Below are 18,887 nucleotides of genomic sequence, written 5' to 3'. Positions count from 1 at the left end.
ATTTGTAGTAAACCCCTATATAATGGTCGTTTGTCCGTTAACCCTTTACGGAACCAACCAGCATACCTTTTACAAAATACTTCTGCAGGAACGGATAAACCATAATGATAGGCAGAGACGCAACGACTACTGCCGCCATCTTGATCGTCTCTGGAGGGAGCATTTGCTCACTCTGCAGCATTGCCGCTACGGATGGGTCAGCTATATTGGTTGAAGCTTGAATCAGCATCATCTGCAGCACAACCTGCATCGGACGAAGTTCATCCGAGTTAATGTACAATACGCCGTTGAAGTACGTATTCCAGAAGCCTACTGCAAAGAATAACCCAAACGCAGCGACTGCTGGCATCGAGATTGGAAACATAATTCGAAAGAAAACCCCAATATCATTGCATCCATCAATCTTCGCTGCTTCCTCCAGCTCCTCCGGCAATTCCTGATAGAAATTTCTCATCAAAAATACGTACCAAGCGCTCGTAATAGCCGGCAAAATCAACGACCACACGGTATCGATAAGCCCCAAGCTTTCAACCAAAAGGAAGTTCGGAATCATACCCGGGTTAAACAGCATCGTCATTAGAATCGCAACGAGGAAAAACTTTTTACCGAAAAACCGTCTCCGCGACAAGGCATAAGCTAAAGCGCTTGTAACGATAATACCGATTGCCGAACCCACAACAGCCAAGAAGCCGCTGACCCCTAATGAACGCATAAACATCGGAGTCGATAAAATGTACTTATAGGAGGAAAGGCTCCACTTCTCTGGAATTATAATTAACGACTTTCTCAAATACTCCGAAGGATCTGTAAAGGAAACAACAATGACATACAGGAAAGGCAGCAGCGTGATGAGTCCAATTAGACCAAGCGCCGTATAAATAAAGCCGTTTGTCACTTTATAACCGAGGGACTTATGCATTAGTAAAGACCCTCCTCACCGAATTTTTTAGCTAAACGATTGGCTGTAACGACTAGGATAAGACCAACCACCGATTTAAATATGCCCACGACCGTCGCATAACTGAAACGACCATTTTGAATGCCTGTTCGGTATACATACGTATCAAATACATCAGCCACATGTGAAACGGGAGAACTCATCATCAAGTAAATTTGTTCGAACCCTACCTCCATTACTTGTCCAAGCCGCAAAATGAGCAATACAATAATTGTGCTCTTTATGCATGGCAGCGTAACATTCACAATTTGCTTCCAACGGTTTGCACCATCAATTTGCGCCGCCTCATACAAGTCTTGATTAATGCCCGCAATGGCAGCGAGGAAAATAATTGTGCCCCAGCCTGCTTCTTTCCAAATGCTCTGTGCAGTCAACAAACCCCAGAAGTAATTCGGCTCCGTCAAGAAACCGATCGGCTTGCCGCCTAATTCGACAATAATCTTGTTAATAATACCATCGCTTTGTCCGAGGATTATAAAGCAAATCCCTGCAATAATGACCCAAGACAAAAAGTGCGGTAAATAAATAATCGTTTGAATCGTTTTCTTAAAAGCCCGATTGTGAACCTCATTAATGAGAATAGCGAGAACGATGGGGATCGGGAAAAAGAAAACGATGTTCAGCAAACTAATCGCCATCGTATTTCTAAATAAAAGCAGGAAGTCTGGATTCGAGAAAAACTCATTAAAATATTTAAATCCGACCCACTCGCTTTGCCAAAAGCCTAAATAGGGGGAGTAGTTTTTAAAGGCTAACGCCAGCCCCCATATGGGCAAGTACTTGAAAATAAGAAAGAAGAGAATACCCGGAAGTGCTAAAACGTACAAATATTTTTCTCTGCCTAAAATGACTTTAAATTGAGACCACTTTGAATCTCTCGTTTTTTGCCACTTAGGTTCATGTCCTTGTGATAAACTTGCGTTCGCTAATTCAGGATTAGATTGCGGCAAGGGTTTCACCACCTCCAACAATTTTGTTTAAACTTGGCTGCTCATATGGTTTCATGTCTGCATCTTACAAGCCGAAGCTTCCGCCGGGCAATGACCAATTCTTATTCGCTCAGAACAACTGAGCAATAATTGAGAATCCCTTGCTGCTACTGGGTTTGTGGAAGCTTCGAGTCTCATTAATTAATCTCTTTAACCCTTGCCAGATTATAAATTCGCACCCCATAAAATCAAAAAAAAGCTTGCAAGATGGAGAGGTTACAATTCTCTCACTCTTAGCAAAGCCTTTTTGAAATAAGCCTATTCAATTTTGTTTGGCAATTTACTTACGATGCATTTCTCGATATTGTCCCGGAGGCAATCCAACCTGCTTCTTAAATACACGAATGAAATTTTTAGGGTTGTAGCCTACCTGCTCTGCTATTTCATTCACCATCAAATCTGTTGCTTCCAGCAGCTCCTTAGCCTTCTCTACACGAACTTGTGTGAGATACTCAATAAAGGAGATGTCCATCGTTCGCTTAAACAGCTTGCTTAAATATTGAGGAGTTAGATTGCAAATCTGTGCACACTGATCCAAAGAAATATCAAGATTATAATTTGCCGCAATGTAGTCTGTAACTTTTTCGATAAGCTGCTCATACTCTTGATTCCGCTTGCCGCTCACGGACATCATAATCGGTTCAAATATACGATCTATCAGCCACTCATTAATGGAATGAATCGTTGCACATGATCTCATATCAAAATTGAGCTCACTAGCGGTTCTTCCAAATAGCTGCTCTGGACTCATGTTCATTAAATATACGGTTCGTAAAGTCGTAGACAACAATTGATCATACGACATCCTAATAAGCTCGGGATTATGCACAGCAGATTGCACTTTATCGGAAAAAGCATCAAGCAAACGCTTCGTTTCAGCGAGATCACCGACCTGTAATGAATCGATAAGATGGTTCTCGATCTCTGCTGGATAACGATACATCATTGAAACCGCAAGCCCTTTGCTCTCAATAATCTGATTGCCGCCATTAATCATCCGCGAATAAATAGCAAGCTGCGCTTCACGATATAAATCGGGCAGTTCCTCTACCTGCGAGGCTGCACGGCTTAACCCAATCGTTGCTGGAGATTGCAGAAAATGAGTGATCTGCTGTCGTATTTTTTCAATGCCAGACTTCAGATTGTTTGACCATGCATTCATTTTTTCATTTTCTGTCCACAACCAAACCACTACTTGATCATTTAATCCATTAATGACCATGCCTTCTAGCTGCTGCTGCTCCAGCAATTCTGTCGTCATATTTTTTATAATAAACAAAATTAAATCCTTATCCGACTCTTGAAACTTGCCTGCGTCCGATAGGTGATCATATGAAATAATAAAGACAGCTGCGCATTGTTTCTCTGGAATAGCATATCTGCGCAGAAGCTCATGCAAATGTTCACGTCGTTCATGACTAAATTGCCCTTCCAATAGCCTTAAAGCAAACAACTCCCGAATAAGTGGAAACTGCTGATTGATTTGGCCTTCCAGCTGACTCGCCTTACTGTTAATTTCCTTCCACCGCTGCTGCACATAATTAAATTCGTCTGTTCCCATATCCGCTTGTTGATTATCACTAATATGAGAGACCAGCTTCCGAATCGGACTATATACCCTTTTCGTGCCGATCATCGCGAGCGCAATTCCCGCAGCAAGAACAACAAGCACGATGCCAATCGTTATACCCGCAATCTTCCTTGCGCTGCTGTAAAGCTCCGCTGTTGGAATCATATCCACAAACAGCAGCTTCTTGATTGGAGATACCATAGAAGTAACTAAGTACTCTCGGCCCTGCCATTGATATAAAAACTCTTGCTTGCCCTCATGTGCCACCGTTATCAACTCAAACAAATCTTTAGGCACTTCAGATCCATTCATATGGAATACGAGCTGGCCACCTTCATCGATTACAAACATATGCTGGTTCTTGTATTTCAAAAATTTTTTAGTTAGAGATTCAAACGCTTTATTATCAATAATGACTTGAATAATACCGATCGGATCTTTTGTATGTAAAGGAATTGTACTCGTTAAGGTAATACCAGAATCGTACACTTGACCGCCTTGGGAATAACCAGCCTGCCAAACTAATTGCTGATTGTTTTCCAGCAGCTTCTCATACTTTTCCCGTTCCACTGCTGACTCCATTTTCTTGCCACCGTAAGTAGACGAAATCAAGTAATTCTCGTCCAATGTATATAGCGAAATATCCTTAACAAGTGGGTTTCCGTTCATAAAAGCCAACATGTTCTGATAGATACTCGAATAAAAACCAGAATAATTGGTACGTTTCATTTCCTTCAAGTCTGAAGTGAAGAACGAGCTCAGCTCCAGCTGAATTAAGTTATTCTCTACTCTTTCAAGCCCATTATCGATGGTCTCTGAAGCGTAGCTTAAGACCTGGGTAATGTCTTGGCTGGCATTATCTTTAGCCGTTTTGGAAGTTAAAATATAGCTGGTGATCCCAAGGATAATGATAGGAATGATTGATGATAATAACGTAAAAACAATCATTTTGCGATAAAATGATGGATACTTCAGAAAGCTTTTACGATTAATTATTCGGTTACCCTCTATAAGCTTCATTCTGTCGACTCCTATGTTGATAGACTTTGCTCCTCAGCACAGCGTACAAATCATTTGAAATGAAGTCAATAATTATTAATGAATTTATCCAATTTGCATGCTGCTGAACAAATGTCCACGCAAACAGCATAGCATTGCAATACTATAACTATAGAGATGCACTAGTGAAATAGAAGAATAAACGACTGTTGATTGTCAATGTCAAACCTTTACTAGCCTATTTGCATTGTCTATATGATTAAGAATAGGGTGGGTGATATCGTTATGCTCTATACAGCTCTTGGAGATTCTATTACCTATGGGGAGAATGCCTCCTCACTCGCAAAAGCGTATCCCCAACTAGCCGTTGCCGCTTTAAATTCACGCTCCCGTTCCCGCAGGGCAGCTGGATATGTATTAGCTCGTCCGGGCTGGACCAGTCATGATCTATTAAACGCAGTCATCTGGAAGGGTTCCGCTGCTATAAGCAAATCCGATGTTGTTTCTGTTTGGATTGGAGGGGTAGATTTAGCAAACGCTGCATTATCTTCGATTAAGAACCAACAGCAAATAGCTATAAAACCGATCTTAACTCCCTACAGGCAAAATTTACGAGCCATTCTCGCTCATATAAAAAGCGTAAGCGACGCCCGTATTATTTGCTGCACGCAATATAATCCGTTTCCGAATAGTTCTCTAGCAGCTGCTGCTATCGACCAATTAAATTACACGACGATTGAGGTTGCCCAAAGCTATCATGCACAAATCGCTCCCGCTCATAGATGGTTTGAAGGAAAACAAGCCTCACTAATTTATGGCTATCGTAATGGCAGATTAGAAGATGCATTGAGCGGTACTCTGCCTATCCATCCCAATGATCGTGGTCATCAAGTGATCGCAAACGGATTAATCCCCTATCTTGCTTCTCGCAATTAGTTTTAGAAATAAAAAAATGACACCTTCCCTCTAATGGGCTGGTGTCATTTTTTGATCCTAACTCTTCTGATATTCTCTCTTTACTCATTCAAAATCCAATTTCGTTTGAAATGCTCCTAAAGAACACCCACTACGACAAGCACCCAGCCAATCATAAATGAAAGTCCGCCTAGCGGTGTAATTGGACCAAGAAACCGGGCTTTGGCAACACTCAGCACATATAAGCTTCCCGAGAACAAAATAATGCCCGCTACCAAAAACCAGCCTCCGGTAACGATAAGCTGAACATCCGGATACTGTCCTACCAGCAGACCAATTAATATCAAGCCTAATGCATGCGCAATATGGTACTGCACGCCTACTTCATATACCTTTAGCTTATCTGCTGTTATTTTGCTTTTCAGCGCGTGTGCGCCGAACGCACCAATAGCAACCGCCAGCACCATCAAAATACTGCCGAGCATTACAAATGTTTGCATAGAAAACTCCCACCTCATCTTTCAAGTCGTACATTTAGCATATCATGATTGATCGAGGGAGGGAATTGCTCTCCTAGGTTTCAACCTATTAGACAACAGTACTCTATTTATTTTTCCTTACATAATAATTTCCGATTGATTTACTGTTGCCAGAGGAGTAATGTAGTTTGGTATAGCATCAGGAGGCATCTACGTGAAATTCTTTCAATCTACCGCCACAGAGTGGCAGGGCTGGTCCCGCAATATTCGTTTATTTTTTCTAGCAAACATGTTATATCAAATCGGTACGGGCATGTTCTCGGTACTCTACAATTTGTACATTCACGAGCTCGGTTACCCCGATGCCATGAGCGGAAAAATCGTCAGTATGCAATCACTCGCAACCGCGTTATGTTTCATTCCCATTGGCTTATTCGGCGATCGCGCCAGCCGCAAGCGATTACTCGTCATTGGCGCTCTTTGCAGCGGTGTGGTACTCGCTGGACGCTCATTATTTGAAACAGAAAGCAGCTTACTTACAATGGCCGTTCTGACCGGCTTATTTGCTGCCATCTTTCAGGTGCTTGCCATTCCCTTTCTTGCCACAAACGTAGCTAAAGCAGATCGACTGCGCATTTTCAGTATTTTTTCAGCATTTGTACTCGCCTCGCAGGTCGGCGGCAGCCTTGGCGGAGGCGTCATTGCAGATATTATGCAGGCGGCAGGACTAAGTAAGCTGCTCTCTTTCAAGATCGTTTTACTTGCAGGCAGTATAGCGACAATTGCAGCATTTCTACCTTTGCAAGCCATTAGGGAATCTGCGCGCAGCCAGAAGGAAAGTGTTGAAGCAACTAACGAGCAGCCTGCTTCGAACCAAACAGCTCATCCTAATAAAGAAATGTCATTTATTATGAAGTTCGCCTCCATACAGCTTTTGATTGGTATCGGATCGGGTCTTGTTGTTCCTTATTTGAATTTGTATTTCACCAATCGGTTCTCGATATCACTTAGTGCGATGAGCTTATTGCTTTCATTAGGTCAAGTCATGACCATTATCTCTATGCTCATTGGCCCGTCGCTCGCCAATCGAGTTGGACAAGTGAAAGCGATCGTTATTTTTCAAACCTTATCGCTGCCATTCCTGCTATTAACAGGTTTTACGAACCTGTTACTCGTCGCTTCTATAAGCTTTCTATTCAGACAAGCGCTTATGAATGCGGCCAATCCGCTGCAATCGGCTATTTTGATCGACCGGGTTTCTGCAAAAAAGCAAAGCCTAGCCAACTCCTGTATGCAGACAGCTTTTATGCTTGGATGGGCTACGATGGGACCCATTCATTCTCATCTCATTGCTACCTATGGCTACTACTGGGGATACGCCATCACGTTCAGCATAACTGGAGCACTCTATGTCACGGCATCTATGCTATTTTTTATGTTATTTCGCGAGAAACGTTCCGTAACGTTAAATTAACCAAAACAAAATGATAAAAGAAGCCGCCAGTGGGATCTGGCGGCTTCTTTTTTTAAAATTCAATTTCTTATTTCCGCGCTGCAAGGAATGCATCAACTTGGCTTTGTACCTCTGCAATGATCTTATCAATTCCAGCAGCCTTAATTTTTTTCTGCAAATCTTCCAAGCCTTTATCTACATCTTTAATCGCACCGTATTCGAGCGGAATCGCATAACGAAGCATGACGTTGCTCACATTAGCCACTTCTGTTTTCACTTTGCTGTTGTCGAATACAAAGGTTTCAAGAGGGTAATGATATACCGTTGCTTCCCATGTTTTGCTCATGGCAGATGCCTCTTCTGGGAATGCTGCATCCGTACGATTGAGCGGCGAGTTAAAGCTCCAGTTGGAGAAGCCCGTATAATTGGCAGTCTTGTCTGTCGACTTAAGTTTATCGTCGCCATCAGCTACATAGTTCACGCCATCAATACCGTACATCATGAGATTATGAAGTTCTTTATCATTTTGCATCAAGTTAATGAACATGAGCGCACGTTCTGGATTTTTCGAAGTCGCATGAACCGATGTTCCATTTTGCGTAGCAACGGCTTGAGACTTTTTCTTAGCAGGCGTAATATCAGCAAGCGCAGCTTTATATGGAGAGTTTTCTCTTTCCATCGCCGCCTTCAAGGAACCGAGCGTACCCATATTATGAGTAATCGAAGCCGTTTTGCCTTCTTTAAAATCCTGCTGGTGATCGTTTTTGTTGTTCAATACGTTTTTTGACCAAGCATTATGATCTGCAAGATCCTTATAGTAGTAGAGCAGCTGCTTGAACTCTTCTGTTTCATACACATTAAAGATTTTGCCCGTCTCATCTGTCAGCTTAAATCCGATCGGAAGATCGAAATCAAGCATATTCCACTCACTTTGCTGCTTAAGCAAAATACGATCTAAATTGTGGAGCTTCCAATCCCCTGTTTCTGGAGTAAAGGGTACAATTCCCTTCTCATTTTCAGAAACCGCCTTTAAGTAATTCGCGTAAGCTTCAGGACTGTCGATCGCAGGAAGATTATATTTCACACGCAAATCTTCACGGTACAAGATGAGCTTCTCAACGGACTCTCCGCTGTTCTGTGGTACCATGTATAGCTTGCCGTCAACCTTTGCTTGATCCCAGTTGGATTTCGGCATGATTTCCCATGTTTCCGGCATGTATTTAGACAACATCTCTTCCGTCAGCTCTAAAAATCCGCCCTTCAACGCCTGATCATTATATCCAGCCCAGTTCGCGGAATAAATTAAGTCAAATTCTTCATTGGCTGCTAGTTTCAATGGATACTTTTGAGCCCAATCGGACCAATCTAGAAATTCGCCATCAATTGTCGCATTAATTTTTTCCTTCAGCTTCTTATTAATTTCAGCAAACACCGTATCATAATCTACCGGCTTCGGACCTACAAAAATCATTTTAAGCTTAACTTCCTTGGAAGTATCGATCCCCTCTTCTGCAGCGGCAGGCTGCTCAGTAGCAGGCTGTTCCGTAGCGGTCTCGGTTCCTTCGTTCGCTGGTTTCGGAGATGTGGCTTCTTTGTTGCTGTTGCCTGAGCATGCACTTAAAATGAAAACGAATGTTAGTACAAATGCCAGCCAAAGCGATTTTTTCTTAAACATGCTGGAGACCCCCAATTCATATATTGATAAACCAGGATTGCCTGGAACTATCCTTTTACAGCGCCAATCGTTAATCCTCTAACAAAATATTTTTGAACGAATGGATAAGCGATTAGAATGGGTCCGCTTGCTACGATCGTCATCGCCATCTTTAAACCCTCTGTCGGAAGGCTTGTCGTAACAACCGCGCCTGATCCCATCATCGCCTTGCGCATGCCGTCCATATTCCCTAACATTTTGTACAAATAGTACTGAAGCGGCATTAATTTCTCATTCGAAATAAATAACAGCGCATTATACCAATCATTCCAGTATCCGAGTGCCAAGAACAAACCTATTGTAGCCAAAGCTGGCTTGGACAGTGGAAGAATAAGTCGCATAAAGATTAGAAAATCGCCTGCGCCATCTATTTTTGCTGACTCCGTAATCGCTTCCGGTATACCGCTCATGAATGACTTCATCACGATAATGTAGAAAACATTGAACAACAGCGGGACTATTAAAGCTAGTGCGGTATCCTTCATATGGAGATAGTTGACGATGAGCAGATACCAAGGAACAAGTCCGCCGCTGAACAACGTGGTGAAGAAGAAATAAAACGAAAAGTGATTACGCCATTTAAAATCCTTTCTACTTAGACAATAAGCAGTCATCGACGTTAGAAACAAACCAGCTATCGTGCCAATCGCGGTAACAGCTATTGTTACGATGTAGGCATTAATCATTTGATCCGGGTATTTGAAAAGTATTTTGTAAGCTTCCAATGAAAATTCGCTTGGGAATAGCTGAAACCCGTCCACAACAATTTTGCTCTCATCCGTTAGGGATGACGATAAAATCAAAATAAATGGAACGATACATAACAAGGCCAGCATCACTAGCGCGGTATAGCCAATCGCATAAAACAACCGTTGATCCACTTTTTTTATTTTAGCAGCCTTGACTGCTTTCTTATTTAAACTCAAGCCGGATGCATTCATGTCTTGACCCCCATTCAGAATAAAGCGCGATCCTTATCATATTTACGAACAGCATAGTTGACTAGCATGATTGTCGTGAAGCCAAGTATAGACTGATACACGCCTGCCGCCGCTGACATTCCGATCTCGTTGGTTGTGATAAGTGACCTAAATACGAAGGTATCGATGACATCTGTGGAGGAGAACAACACCCCGTTATTGCCAACCATGTTGTAGAACATGCCGAAATCACCGCGGAAAATGTTGCCGACTGCCAATAAGACTAAAATAATAATGGTCGGATACAGGTTCGGAATCGTGACTCGCATCATTCTTTGGAAAATATTAGCGCCATCAATTTCAGCAGCTTCATACATTTCCGTGTCAATGCTCGTAATGGCAGCCAAATACATTACTGTTCCATAACCAAGCATCTTCCAAGCGGAGACAAATACAAGTATAAACGGCCAATATTCAGGTGTATTATAAATGTCGACCGGCTCCATCCCAAAGCTCTTCAGCAGGACGTTCACCGTACCAATGTCACTATTCAATAAATTGTAGGCAATCGCTCCAACTACGACCCAAGAGATGAAGTATGGGAGAAAAATAACCGTTTGCGTAATTTTACGGAACCATTTGCCGCCAACCTCAAACAAAAATATGGCCGCGAACATTTGCAGTAAGTTGTTTACGACTATAAAAGCTATGTTGTACAACGCCGTGTTTCTTGTCACCCGCCAAGCATCGCCCGATTCGAAGAAAAAGCGAATGTTGTCGAGGCCATTCCACGGACTTCCAAACACACCGCCCGCATAATCATAATGCTTAAAAGCAAGAATGATGCCGACCATCGGAATGTAGGCAAACAGGAGATAAAATAGAACGGCAGGCGCCAGCATGAAAAGGATTACTTTATACTTGTTCAGATCATTCCAAAATCGATGTCGAATCATCAACACTGCCCCTCTCTTCTCTATGTACACATATTATAAAAAGCAGCGGTAAATAAATTAATTATGTGAAACAACTAAAACCAATACTAAATCAACGATTTGAATATCTTTTGCAAAAAAAAATAGCCCAACGCCTGCTATCGACTTGAGCCTTTCACTACTTTTTTTAGATTTTATGCTTTTTTCGATATTCTCCAGGTGACAGCCCCATCGCTTGTTTGAATTGTCTATTGAAATAAATAATATTTTTATAGCCGACCTGCTCGGCAATTTCATAAACCTTCTTTGCCGGGTCCTTTAATAGCTCGCACACCCGCTCCATTCGCAATTGATTGAGATAATCGCTGAATAGTATGTTCGTCTCTGTTTTAAATAGCTGTCCCAAATAATTTGGTGTGAAGTCAAAGTGGGCAGCAACCTCATTGAGCGTTATTTTCTGATCCAATCGCTGCTCGATATAGGCTGTAATTTGATCAATCAGCTTGCGCTTCTGCCGCTGCTTCTTTAAATACAGCAGTTCAGATAGTTCAAAGAACCGTCTCCTCAGCCAAGAGAGGATATCATGCACCGTTTCAAATTCAAATAAAATAATCGGATGATGAGATTCCCATTTCAGCATTTCGTACATATGTTCATTCATTTGCTGCAAATCAGCATGAAGCTTGGAGGTAATACGAATAATGAGTTCATAAATATCGTTTTTCTGGGTCAACGGTTTTTCACCGTTTAAGAGCTGAAGCAAACAGTCGTCAATGGTCGTCAGGTCATACTCCAGCATCGCTCGAAGCATAACATCAACAACCTCTTCAAAATTTGATGCGGCTGATTGTTTGGGGCTCCACTGGAAAGCGCCTTGAATGATTCGATTTTTGCCCATGATCCATTTGATGCTTAATCCTGCTTTCGCCTGCCGATAGGAGTCATGAAGCTTAGCAATATCATTCGTGTACATGCCCATTCCAATCGTAATGGAGCAAGAGAACGTCTCATTAAATTGCCGAACGAGTTGTTCCAGCAGCGCCGTCATGTATTCCTCTTGAACAGCAGCCAGCAGAACATAATGGTAATCATAGCTTGTCATCATACTGCCCAAGTTGTTGTCCAAGGCAAAATTGCGAATAAAGAGGGTGATCTGATTCATAAACAATCGCCGCTCTTCCTCACTTTTCTCCTTAAGCCTCCATGCAAGATCATCAATCTCAATAATTGAGACAGAAGCTCCCTGCTGCAGGAGAGGCGATAAAATCGTATGAATATGTGCTTCAACCTGACCTGGCGTTGCTTCATTAAACCACCGAAGCAGCAGCTCCTGATTTACTAGCGATAAGGTTTCAGACAAGGCCATATTCTGCTGTCGTTCGTTCTCGATCTTAGAGCAAATGAGAATGAGCATGTCATTGAGCTCACTATCATCTACAGGCTTAAGCAAATAACCGCTGGCATTCAGTTGAATGGCCTCTTTGGCATAACTGAAATCCTGATGTCCGCTTATAAAAATAATATGAACCTGAGGATTAATTTCCTTTGCCTTGCGAGCAAACTCCATTCCAGACATGATCGGCATTCGAATGTCGGACAAAATAAGATCGATGCGCTTCTGTTCCATTATCTTCAAAGCTGCAAATCCACTGATTGCCGTTCCTACATCTTGGAGGGATAGCTGTTCATTGCCCGCTACCCGGCGCCTTAACCACTCCAAATCTATTGCTTCATCGTCTACCAATAGGATGCTGATATCCATGTCGGTACTCTCCTCCTCTGGCGCATCATTATGACAGCGGTTCCAAATCTTCAATGATTTCTTCATCGATCGGAAGAATAATTTGCACCGTCGTTCCTGCTCCATATATGCTGCCGATATGAATGCCAAAGTCCTTACCGTATCTTAGCTTGATACGTTCCTCCACATTTTTCAGACCGTATCGGTCCGAGTGGATCGTGCTTGCCAGCATTCTTTTCAACGTTTCCGGTCTCATACCGATCCCGTTATCAATAATTTTCAGCTCTATATGACCCCCGAGACGTTTCCCTGTAATACGAATAGCAATCGTCTCTCCAAACCAAGCATGTTTGAAAATATTTTCGACAAAAGGCTGGAGAATCAGCTTAATTACCGGGATATGTGCAATTTCAGGCTCAATATCGAAATACACCTTGAAGGTATCTGCATACTTCACTCTTTGAATGTCTAGATAGGATTCCACCTGTTCAAGCTCTTTCTCAAGCGTGATATAAACATTGCCTCCGTTTAGCGTAAGCCGATAAAACTTGGACAGCGCCTGCACCATCTTTGTTACTTTATCTACTTCCCCTAAGTTAGCCAGACTTCCGATCGTCGAGAGTGTGTTGTATAAAAAATGAGGGCTAATTTGCGCTTGGAGCACATCAAGCTCTGCCTGTTTTTTCTGAATGCCCTGCACATATACATTTTTGATGAGGTCCTGAATGCTGGTTGCCATCTGATTAAAAGAATCTGCAATATGAACAAATTCATCATTTCCTGTAAAACCAATTCGCTTATAAAAATTCCCTTCTTGAAACGATTGCACGAGCGTTACAATACGTTTCATCTTTTTCCCTGACAGACGGGCAACTATCACTCCGATAAACGCCATAACCAAGAAACTGATGAAGCAAACGGTACTTATCGCTTTTTTCATTCTGGTCGCATCTTTATTTAGATAGGAATGAGGAACCAACGTCTCGATCACAAAATTTGTTCCTGGAATCTCTTCCCTCACACTCAAATATGATTTCATGCTAGCCTTCTCATCTATGCTTCCTCGTTCATACAGATTAAGCCCAGAAGCCATGTCTATTAATCGCAGGCTGATGCCCTCTTCGATTGGGAATGTATCGAAATTGCCTAACAATTCATCGAAGCGAGCCGTAACGCGCAAATAACCGATCGTAGACGAAATGCCGCTGGATGTGACTAATCTACGGAAATGAGAGATGTTGTTTAGTTTCTGGTCCGAATCGACCTGAATCCATAGATGGTCCTGGAATGTAGAGGAAATGGATTTAAACCAATCCGTATTCTCTATACTGTGATGAGAAAGCACATAATAGTCACGCCTGCCAATCGGGGTGGCCATATCATCGCCCGAAACTTCAAGCATATTTTCGTTTACCGTATAGAGCGCCAGTCTAATATTGTTTCCATACAGCAGGAGAGGCGCCTTCATTTGCGGAATAATATCATCCCTCATTTTTAGCATCATATCGAGCTGGTCCCCTTCAAACTGAAGAGCGTTCTGAAAAGTAATGCTGCTGAAAAGTGTACTGGACATTCGCTGGATCTCATCCAGCTGATATTCAATATTGCTTCTCGTCTGCTTCATAGCCGTCCGAATATTCGTTTCTGCCATCTCTGTTCTCGACTCAATGAGCATCGTATAGGAGATGTATCCGATCACAGCGTCAGTCAGCAGAACAAGAATAAGATACGGAATCATCATTTTGTACGTAAACGGAATATACATTTTATTCGGAATGAATCTCTTCATTTTCTCCCGCCTTTAGCCCGTTCTAACAATAATTTAAAATGATAGCCTCATATTATTGTAATAAAAATCCATATAATTAATAAAGATATTACAGTATGGCTTCATTAAATACAATCGGTTGCAGAACGATAATAATAGAAAAATGCTGGCTGATATCGCAAAATGCCAAAAAAACCACAACAAGGTACGGTTGTGGTTTCTAAGTTTATTCTCTTATTTATTCATTCTTTTCTTCCTTTAAGCCTCACCTAATGCAGGGACTTATTTCGCTGCTATTCCTACATGCAATCTTTTCAAAAAGTTGTTTAATTTTTCCGTACACAAGAGCATAGCAATCGCAAATATAATAATAAACCATGGGAAAATACTAATCGTTGTATTGGTTGCAAGCAATCCTAGAAAAGGGGGCACTAGCGTACTGCCTGTATAGGCAGCAGCCATCTGAAAACCCATAATAGACTGTGCGTTCTTTTTCCCGAATCGCGCAGGTGTTTCATGCAGCATACACGGAAATATCGGAGCTAATCCAAGCCCTACAATCATAAATCCGACAAGCGAGACGATAGATGGAAACGGCAGCACTAGCACTACTGTTCCGATTAATGCAATCAGCTGGCCATACCTAATCAGCATGCGACTGCTCATTTTAAATGTTATAAAACCAGTAATCATTCGACCAACTGTAATTCCGACAAAGAACCATGATACCCATTGCGCTGCTGTCGCAGCAGGCAAATCTTTAATATTTACAAGAAAGCTGCTTCCCCATAATCCCATGCTCGCTTCAATGCCGCAGTAAAATAAAAAGGTTAGCATCGCTAATTTGACCCCTTTTATTTGCCATGGCTTCTTATTTTCAGCGGCCTGCTCCAACTTCTGATCATGCAGCTCATTTTGAGCTTCAGCATTTATAACATGACTGCTTTTTGCAACTTTATCCCATAAAGGAAGAGAAATAAATAAAATGACGACTAAAATAAACTGAATCGCTGCAACCGTGAGATAACCATCTCTCCAAAGGTTTTGACCTGAGATAGACGAAGCCATAATAATTGGACCTAACGTAGCTCCTACTCCCCAAAAACAGTGCAGCCAGCTCATATGATGAGCTTTGTAATGGGTAGCCACATAGTTGTTTAATCCAGCATCTACACTGCCCGCGCCAATACCTAACGGAATCGCAAAAATAATTAACCATATAATTGAAGGAGACCATGCAAAACCAAGTAAAGCTCCTGCTGTCAGGATGCAGCTCACAAGCGTTACCTTCCCCGTGCCAAAACGGTGCAGTACGGTACCACTTATCAAGCTCGAAACGATCGTGCTTGCTGCAATAACCATGGAGATGCTCCCAGCCGTTCCTAATGACGCATTCAAATCCATTCTCATCACTGGCCATGCCGATCCGAGCAAGGAATCCGGCAAACCTAAACTAATAAAAGCTAAATAAATAATAATTAAAAAGAACGTTGCCATCGTTATCTGATCTCCTTGGTGTTCGTCATCCATTTGTTTAAGAAGGTTCACGCCTACTTATTAAAGATCTTTAATAAGTCATTATGATAATAGCAGGATTACGTCATACTGACAAGAGAATAAATCAATGCTTGCCCTATTAGTTATTACATATATTACCTGATTCATTTTATCGTCCATTAACAAATGAGCTTTATACTAACTCTAATGCCTCGCATTGTACATCATCTTTGGGAAAAAGAAAGGAATTGCATGCTATGGGAATTCATACGTACTTTCAATCACTTAACGATCTCGAACGTATCATTCGTTGCCCAGGTAAATTTAAGTTTGAAGAGCACAGTGTATCCGCTCATTCTTGGAAGGTTGTTCAATACGCCAAAACATTAGCAGATATTGAAGAAACGAACGGCGTCACAATAGACTGGAAGAAGCTTTACGAAATTACAAGCAGCCATGATTATGGTGAAATATTTATTGGAGACATTAAAACACCAGTTAAACATTACTCCTTAGAACTGCGTGGCATGCTGCAAAAGGTTGAGGAAGGCATGATCGCTCTTTTTATCGAGGAAAATATTCCTGAGGAATTTAAGCCTATTTTCCGCAGACAACTGCGCGAGGGCAAGGATGAATCCGTCGAAGGCCTTATTCTTGAAGTAGCCGATAAGCTTGATCAAGTTTACGAAGCGCTTACGGAATTGCAAAGAGGCAACACCGAAAAGGAATTTGTCGTTATGTACCGTGAAGCGCTCGTCAAAATCAAAAAAATAAAGCTGCATTGTGTAGATTATTTTTTAGAGCACATTTTACCAGACATCGTGAAAGAAAGCTCCAATTGTCCTGTCGATATTCAAAAGATTACAAAGGAAGCCTTAGAGCTGTAGCTTTCACTTCAACTCCTGTTAAATCCCGTAATAAACCTCAGCAATACATCACCTTTTATATGCCTGTAGTCAAAGCTTACAAAATGGCAACACGCCTCATTTACCACTAATCTTCCCTCTTTTTTAAATCAAACCCACTATCCCTTCTGTTTTTTAACTAAATGCCGCGAACTGTGGTTGTATAAAACCACAATTCGCCGTATTTCAATCCGTACTTTTTTAGCCTCAACGCGATATTGCCTCTTTTACTTCATTCCGTTTCATAAGTGTATTAATTGTAGCCTTAATCCCTATCTCGTATGGAGTGGCAGGGATCGGTCCGACAAGCCGCTTATATTTTTCACCGCTTATTACGAATGGTTCCTCAGTTAAATACAGCATCTCAACGACTTCTTTCATAACTGGGGAAAATAAACCGAGCAGCGATAAGCCCATTTTGCCAAGCGGTATGACTGGTTTTGACGTACCTGCTGCCCTCTGGGCTATCTTTACAAAATCGCGGCCAGAGATGACACCTGACGCTGGAATATGCCAGTTCTGCTCGTAAGCATCCTCCCTAATGGCCAGCTCTACGATCATAATTGCCGCATCCGGCAAATAAACAAACTCACGGGCAACCTTCATCGTTCCAATAAATACGGAAGGTTTGCCGGCCGCAATTCCCTCTAAAGTGGATCCCAAATAGGATGCTTGGTTTGCAGATGGGCCATAATAGTCTGGTAAACGTACAATCATTTTATGCGCCTTAATCCACCGTGGGCTAAACACCATTTGCTCGTACTGCAGTCGAACCTTTCCTTTTTTAGTGTGCGGATTTTTAGGGTGATCCTCAGTTGCCTGATTAGTCGTTTTTCTCCCATAAGGATAAATGCCATCCACAACGACGATTTTTGCACCAAGCTGATTAGCGGCCTCCATAACTGCCTCTCCCATAGGGATCAGCTTCGTATGCATGTCATTGTACGGCACATTCGCGCAGCTAAAAATAACCTCATGACCTTCGCAAGCTGATATCAGCTCTTTGGTATTAAAAACATCTCCGACTTTAAGCGATAAATGCTTAGGATTACCTAAATCCATTGCAAGCTGTTTCAGCTTTTGATGAGACCGCCCGAATGCTGTAGTCTCGATTCCTCTGTTTAGAAGTTCCTCAACAATGGGAGCACCAGTACCTCCGGTAGCACCTAATACAATAGCTTTTTTCATTATTATTCACTCCTCAAATTTGTGATTGATCAATCACTAACATGTTGGCGTACGGGCAATGCATTGACTTCAAAAACAAATAACAAATCAATTACTTTGGGAAGCTTCTATCACTGTCTGTATCTAGATAGCCACGGTAGCCCCTAATATGCCAAGTATTTTAAATGTAATTTTATTGATCTAGAATATTTATTGATTGATCAATTACATCAATAGGTTAAAGAGCCAAAATTCAGCTCTAATACATTAACTCCGGCAAGGATAGCGCCATCGAGACATTACACAGCATGCCTCTAGCCAAAAATATAACCGTTTTATCCTTCGGATTCTCAAGCCCAGCTTGCTGGAATGCGTTTAATACTAACTGCTGCACTTCACGGTATCCATTTCGCATAACCTCGACAATCGCTTCGTCTTTTATCGTCTGAGCCTGCATTAGCAGCAGCGTTTCATTCTGATACGATTTCATGACTTCTATATAAGCTTCAACAAGCTCCTTCTCAAGCTGATCAGGTCCCGCTGTCTCGATCACGCTGCGAAATGCAACTACGATGCGTGTCCATGAAACCTCCAAAGCTTCCTTCAACAGAATTTCCTTCGTTGCAAAAAAACGAAAAACATACGGCTGTGATATTTGAGCACGTTCAGCAACCTTTGCGGTTGTCGCGCGATAATATCCAATTTCAGCGAATACTTCAATCGCAGCAGCAATAATATCTGTACGGCGATTAACGGACGCTGCTGTATTTTTTTCCATCGTATCTTCCACCTTTAAGTGCTCACTTGTTAGTAATTGATCAATCACTAACTGAATTGATCATAACTTATCGTTTGAAGGAATGCAATAGCTTTTTAG

15 protein-coding genes are annotated in these 18,887 nt (G+C 41.9%); 3 read left to right on the top strand and 12 right to left on the bottom strand.

The features are described from left to right. Nucleotides 1-37 precede the first annotated feature (37 nt). The 3 genes from MHH56_RS01540 to MHH56_RS01530 form a co-directional block, all read right to left on the bottom strand. The gene (locus MHH56_RS01540) at nt 38-919 is read right to left on the bottom strand and encodes a carbohydrate ABC transporter permease (protein ID WP_339206124.1); all 882 of its coding nucleotides are present in this window, start codon (nt 917-919) and stop codon (nt 38-40) included. Further along, nucleotides 919-1,908, bottom strand: a complete 990-nt coding sequence (locus MHH56_RS01535) for a sugar ABC transporter permease (protein ID WP_339206122.1) — start codon at nt 1,906-1,908, stop codon at nt 919-921. The genes MHH56_RS01540 and MHH56_RS01535 overlap by 1 nt, the downstream gene beginning before the upstream one ends. Before the next feature lie 319 nt (nt 1,909-2,227). Continuing rightward, nucleotides 2,228-4,537, bottom strand: a complete 2,310-nt coding sequence (locus tag MHH56_RS01530; protein WP_339206121.1) for a helix-turn-helix domain-containing protein — start codon at nt 4,535-4,537, stop codon at nt 2,228-2,230. 234 nt (nt 4,538-4,771) lie between these two features. Between MHH56_RS01530 and MHH56_RS01525 the strand changes: the two genes are divergently transcribed. Continuing rightward, nucleotides 4,772-5,452 carry a GDSL-type esterase/lipase family protein gene (locus MHH56_RS01525; protein ID WP_339206119.1) on the top strand — a complete coding sequence of 227 codons (681 nt, stop codon included), beginning with the start codon at nt 4,772-4,774 and terminating at the stop codon, nt 5,450-5,452. A 116-nt stretch (nt 5,453-5,568) separates the two neighbouring features. On the opposite strand, the gene MHH56_RS01520 is transcribed toward MHH56_RS01525, so the two are convergent. Then, on the bottom strand, nt 5,569-5,931 hold the full coding sequence (locus MHH56_RS01520) for a DUF423 domain-containing protein (RefSeq protein WP_339206118.1): 363 nt from the start codon (nt 5,929-5,931) through the stop codon (nt 5,569-5,571). A 193-nt stretch (nt 5,932-6,124) separates the two neighbouring features. Here MHH56_RS01520 and MHH56_RS01515 point away from each other — a divergent pair, with 193 nt between their 5' ends. Beyond that, a complete protein-coding gene (locus MHH56_RS01515) occupies nt 6,125-7,384 on the top strand; it encodes an MFS transporter (protein ID WP_339206117.1) in 1,260 nt (419 codons plus the stop codon). Between the two features lie 67 nt (nt 7,385-7,451). Here the strand turns inward: MHH56_RS01515 and MHH56_RS01510 are convergent, their stop codons facing one another. The 6 genes from MHH56_RS01510 to MHH56_RS01485 form a co-directional block, all read right to left on the bottom strand. After that, nucleotides 7,452-9,038 carry an ABC transporter substrate-binding protein gene (locus tag MHH56_RS01510; RefSeq protein WP_339206114.1) on the bottom strand — a complete coding sequence of 529 codons (1,587 nt, stop codon included), beginning with the start codon at nt 9,036-9,038 and terminating at the stop codon, nt 7,452-7,454. Nucleotides 9,039-9,085: 47 nt separating this feature from the next. Next, nucleotides 9,086-9,913 carry a carbohydrate ABC transporter permease gene (locus MHH56_RS01505; RefSeq protein WP_256711045.1) on the bottom strand — a complete coding sequence of 276 codons (828 nt, stop codon included), beginning with the start codon at nt 9,911-9,913 and terminating at the stop codon, nt 9,086-9,088. Nucleotides 9,914-10,032: 119 nt separating this feature from the next. Next, complete coding sequence (locus MHH56_RS01500) at nt 10,033-10,953, bottom strand: ABC transporter permease subunit (protein WP_339206112.1); 921 nt, start codon at nt 10,951-10,953, stop codon at nt 10,033-10,035. A 166-nt stretch (nt 10,954-11,119) separates the two neighbouring features. Continuing rightward, nucleotides 11,120-12,760, bottom strand: a complete 1,641-nt coding sequence (locus MHH56_RS01495; RefSeq protein ID WP_339206110.1) for a response regulator — start codon at nt 12,758-12,760, stop codon at nt 11,120-11,122. Continuing rightward, the gene (locus MHH56_RS01490; RefSeq protein ID WP_339206109.1) at nt 12,723-14,462 is read right to left on the bottom strand and encodes a sensor histidine kinase; all 1,740 of its coding nucleotides are present in this window, start codon (nt 14,460-14,462) and stop codon (nt 12,723-12,725) included. Before MHH56_RS01490 ends, MHH56_RS01495 begins: the two co-directional genes overlap by 38 nt. A gap of 261 nt (nt 14,463-14,723) precedes the next feature. Beyond that, nucleotides 14,724-15,938: an MFS transporter gene (locus tag MHH56_RS01485; RefSeq protein WP_339206108.1), complete on the bottom strand. Its 1,215-nt coding sequence runs from the start codon at nt 15,936-15,938 to the stop codon at nt 14,724-14,726. A 257-nt stretch (nt 15,939-16,195) separates the two neighbouring features. Here MHH56_RS01485 and MHH56_RS01480 point away from each other — a divergent pair, with 257 nt between their 5' ends. Then, nucleotides 16,196-16,825: a YfbR-like 5'-deoxynucleotidase gene (locus MHH56_RS01480; RefSeq protein ID WP_339206107.1), complete on the top strand. Its 630-nt coding sequence runs from the start codon at nt 16,196-16,198 to the stop codon at nt 16,823-16,825. Between the two features lie 225 nt (nt 16,826-17,050). On the opposite strand, the gene MHH56_RS01475 is transcribed toward MHH56_RS01480, so the two are convergent. Continuing rightward, complete coding sequence (locus MHH56_RS01475; RefSeq protein ID WP_339206106.1) at nt 17,051-18,031, bottom strand: NAD(P)H-binding protein; 981 nt, start codon at nt 18,029-18,031, stop codon at nt 17,051-17,053. A 238-nt stretch (nt 18,032-18,269) separates the two neighbouring features. After that, nucleotides 18,270-18,788, bottom strand: a complete 519-nt coding sequence (locus MHH56_RS01470; protein ID WP_339206105.1) for a TetR/AcrR family transcriptional regulator — start codon at nt 18,786-18,788, stop codon at nt 18,270-18,272. Nucleotides 18,789-18,887: the final 99 nt, after the last annotated feature.

This window comes from Paenibacillus sp. FSL K6-3182 (genome assembly GCF_037976325.1).
GTDB lineage: Bacteria > Bacillota > Bacilli > Paenibacillales > Paenibacillaceae > Pristimantibacillus.
Note: the sequence above shows the minus strand (reverse complement) of the source record. Positions and strands in the feature narration are given on the sequence as shown.

Coding starts and splice junctions, on each gene's coding strand:
- MHH56_RS01485 (WP_339206108.1), bottom strand. CDS start 15,938: ATGGCAACGTTCTTTTTAATTATTATTTATTTAGCTTTTATTAGTTTA.
- MHH56_RS01490 (WP_339206109.1), bottom strand. CDS start 14,462: ATGAAGAGATTCATTCCGAATAAAATGTATATTCCGTTTACGTACAAA.
- MHH56_RS01475 (WP_339206106.1), bottom strand. CDS start 18,031: ATGAAAAAAGCTATTGTATTAGGTGCTACCGGAGGTACTGGTGCTCCC.
- MHH56_RS01480 (WP_339206107.1), top strand. CDS start 16,196: ATGGGAATTCATACGTACTTTCAATCACTTAACGATCTCGAACGTATC.
- MHH56_RS01510 (WP_339206114.1), bottom strand. CDS start 9,038: ATGTTTAAGAAAAAATCGCTTTGGCTGGCATTTGTACTAACATTCGTT.
- MHH56_RS01530 (WP_339206121.1), bottom strand. CDS start 4,537: ATGAAGCTTATAGAGGGTAACCGAATAATTAATCGTAAAAGCTTTCTG.
- MHH56_RS01525 (WP_339206119.1), top strand. CDS start 4,772: ATGATTAAGAATAGGGTGGGTGATATCGTTATGCTCTATACAGCTCTT.
- MHH56_RS01520 (WP_339206118.1), bottom strand. CDS start 5,931: ATGCAAACATTTGTAATGCTCGGCAGTATTTTGATGGTGCTGGCGGTT.
- MHH56_RS01470 (WP_339206105.1), bottom strand. CDS start 18,788: ATGGAAAAAAATACAGCAGCGTCCGTTAATCGCCGTACAGATATTATT.
- MHH56_RS01540 (WP_339206124.1), bottom strand. CDS start 919: ATGCATAAGTCCCTCGGTTATAAAGTGACAAACGGCTTTATTTATACG.
- MHH56_RS01500 (WP_339206112.1), bottom strand. CDS start 10,953: ATGATTCGACATCGATTTTGGAATGATCTGAACAAGTATAAAGTAATC.
- MHH56_RS01495 (WP_339206110.1), bottom strand. CDS start 12,760: ATGAAGAAATCATTGAAGATTTGGAACCGCTGTCATAATGATGCGCCA.
- MHH56_RS01505 (WP_256711045.1), bottom strand. CDS start 9,913: ATGCTGGCCTTGTTATGTATCGTTCCATTTATTTTGATTTTATCGTCA.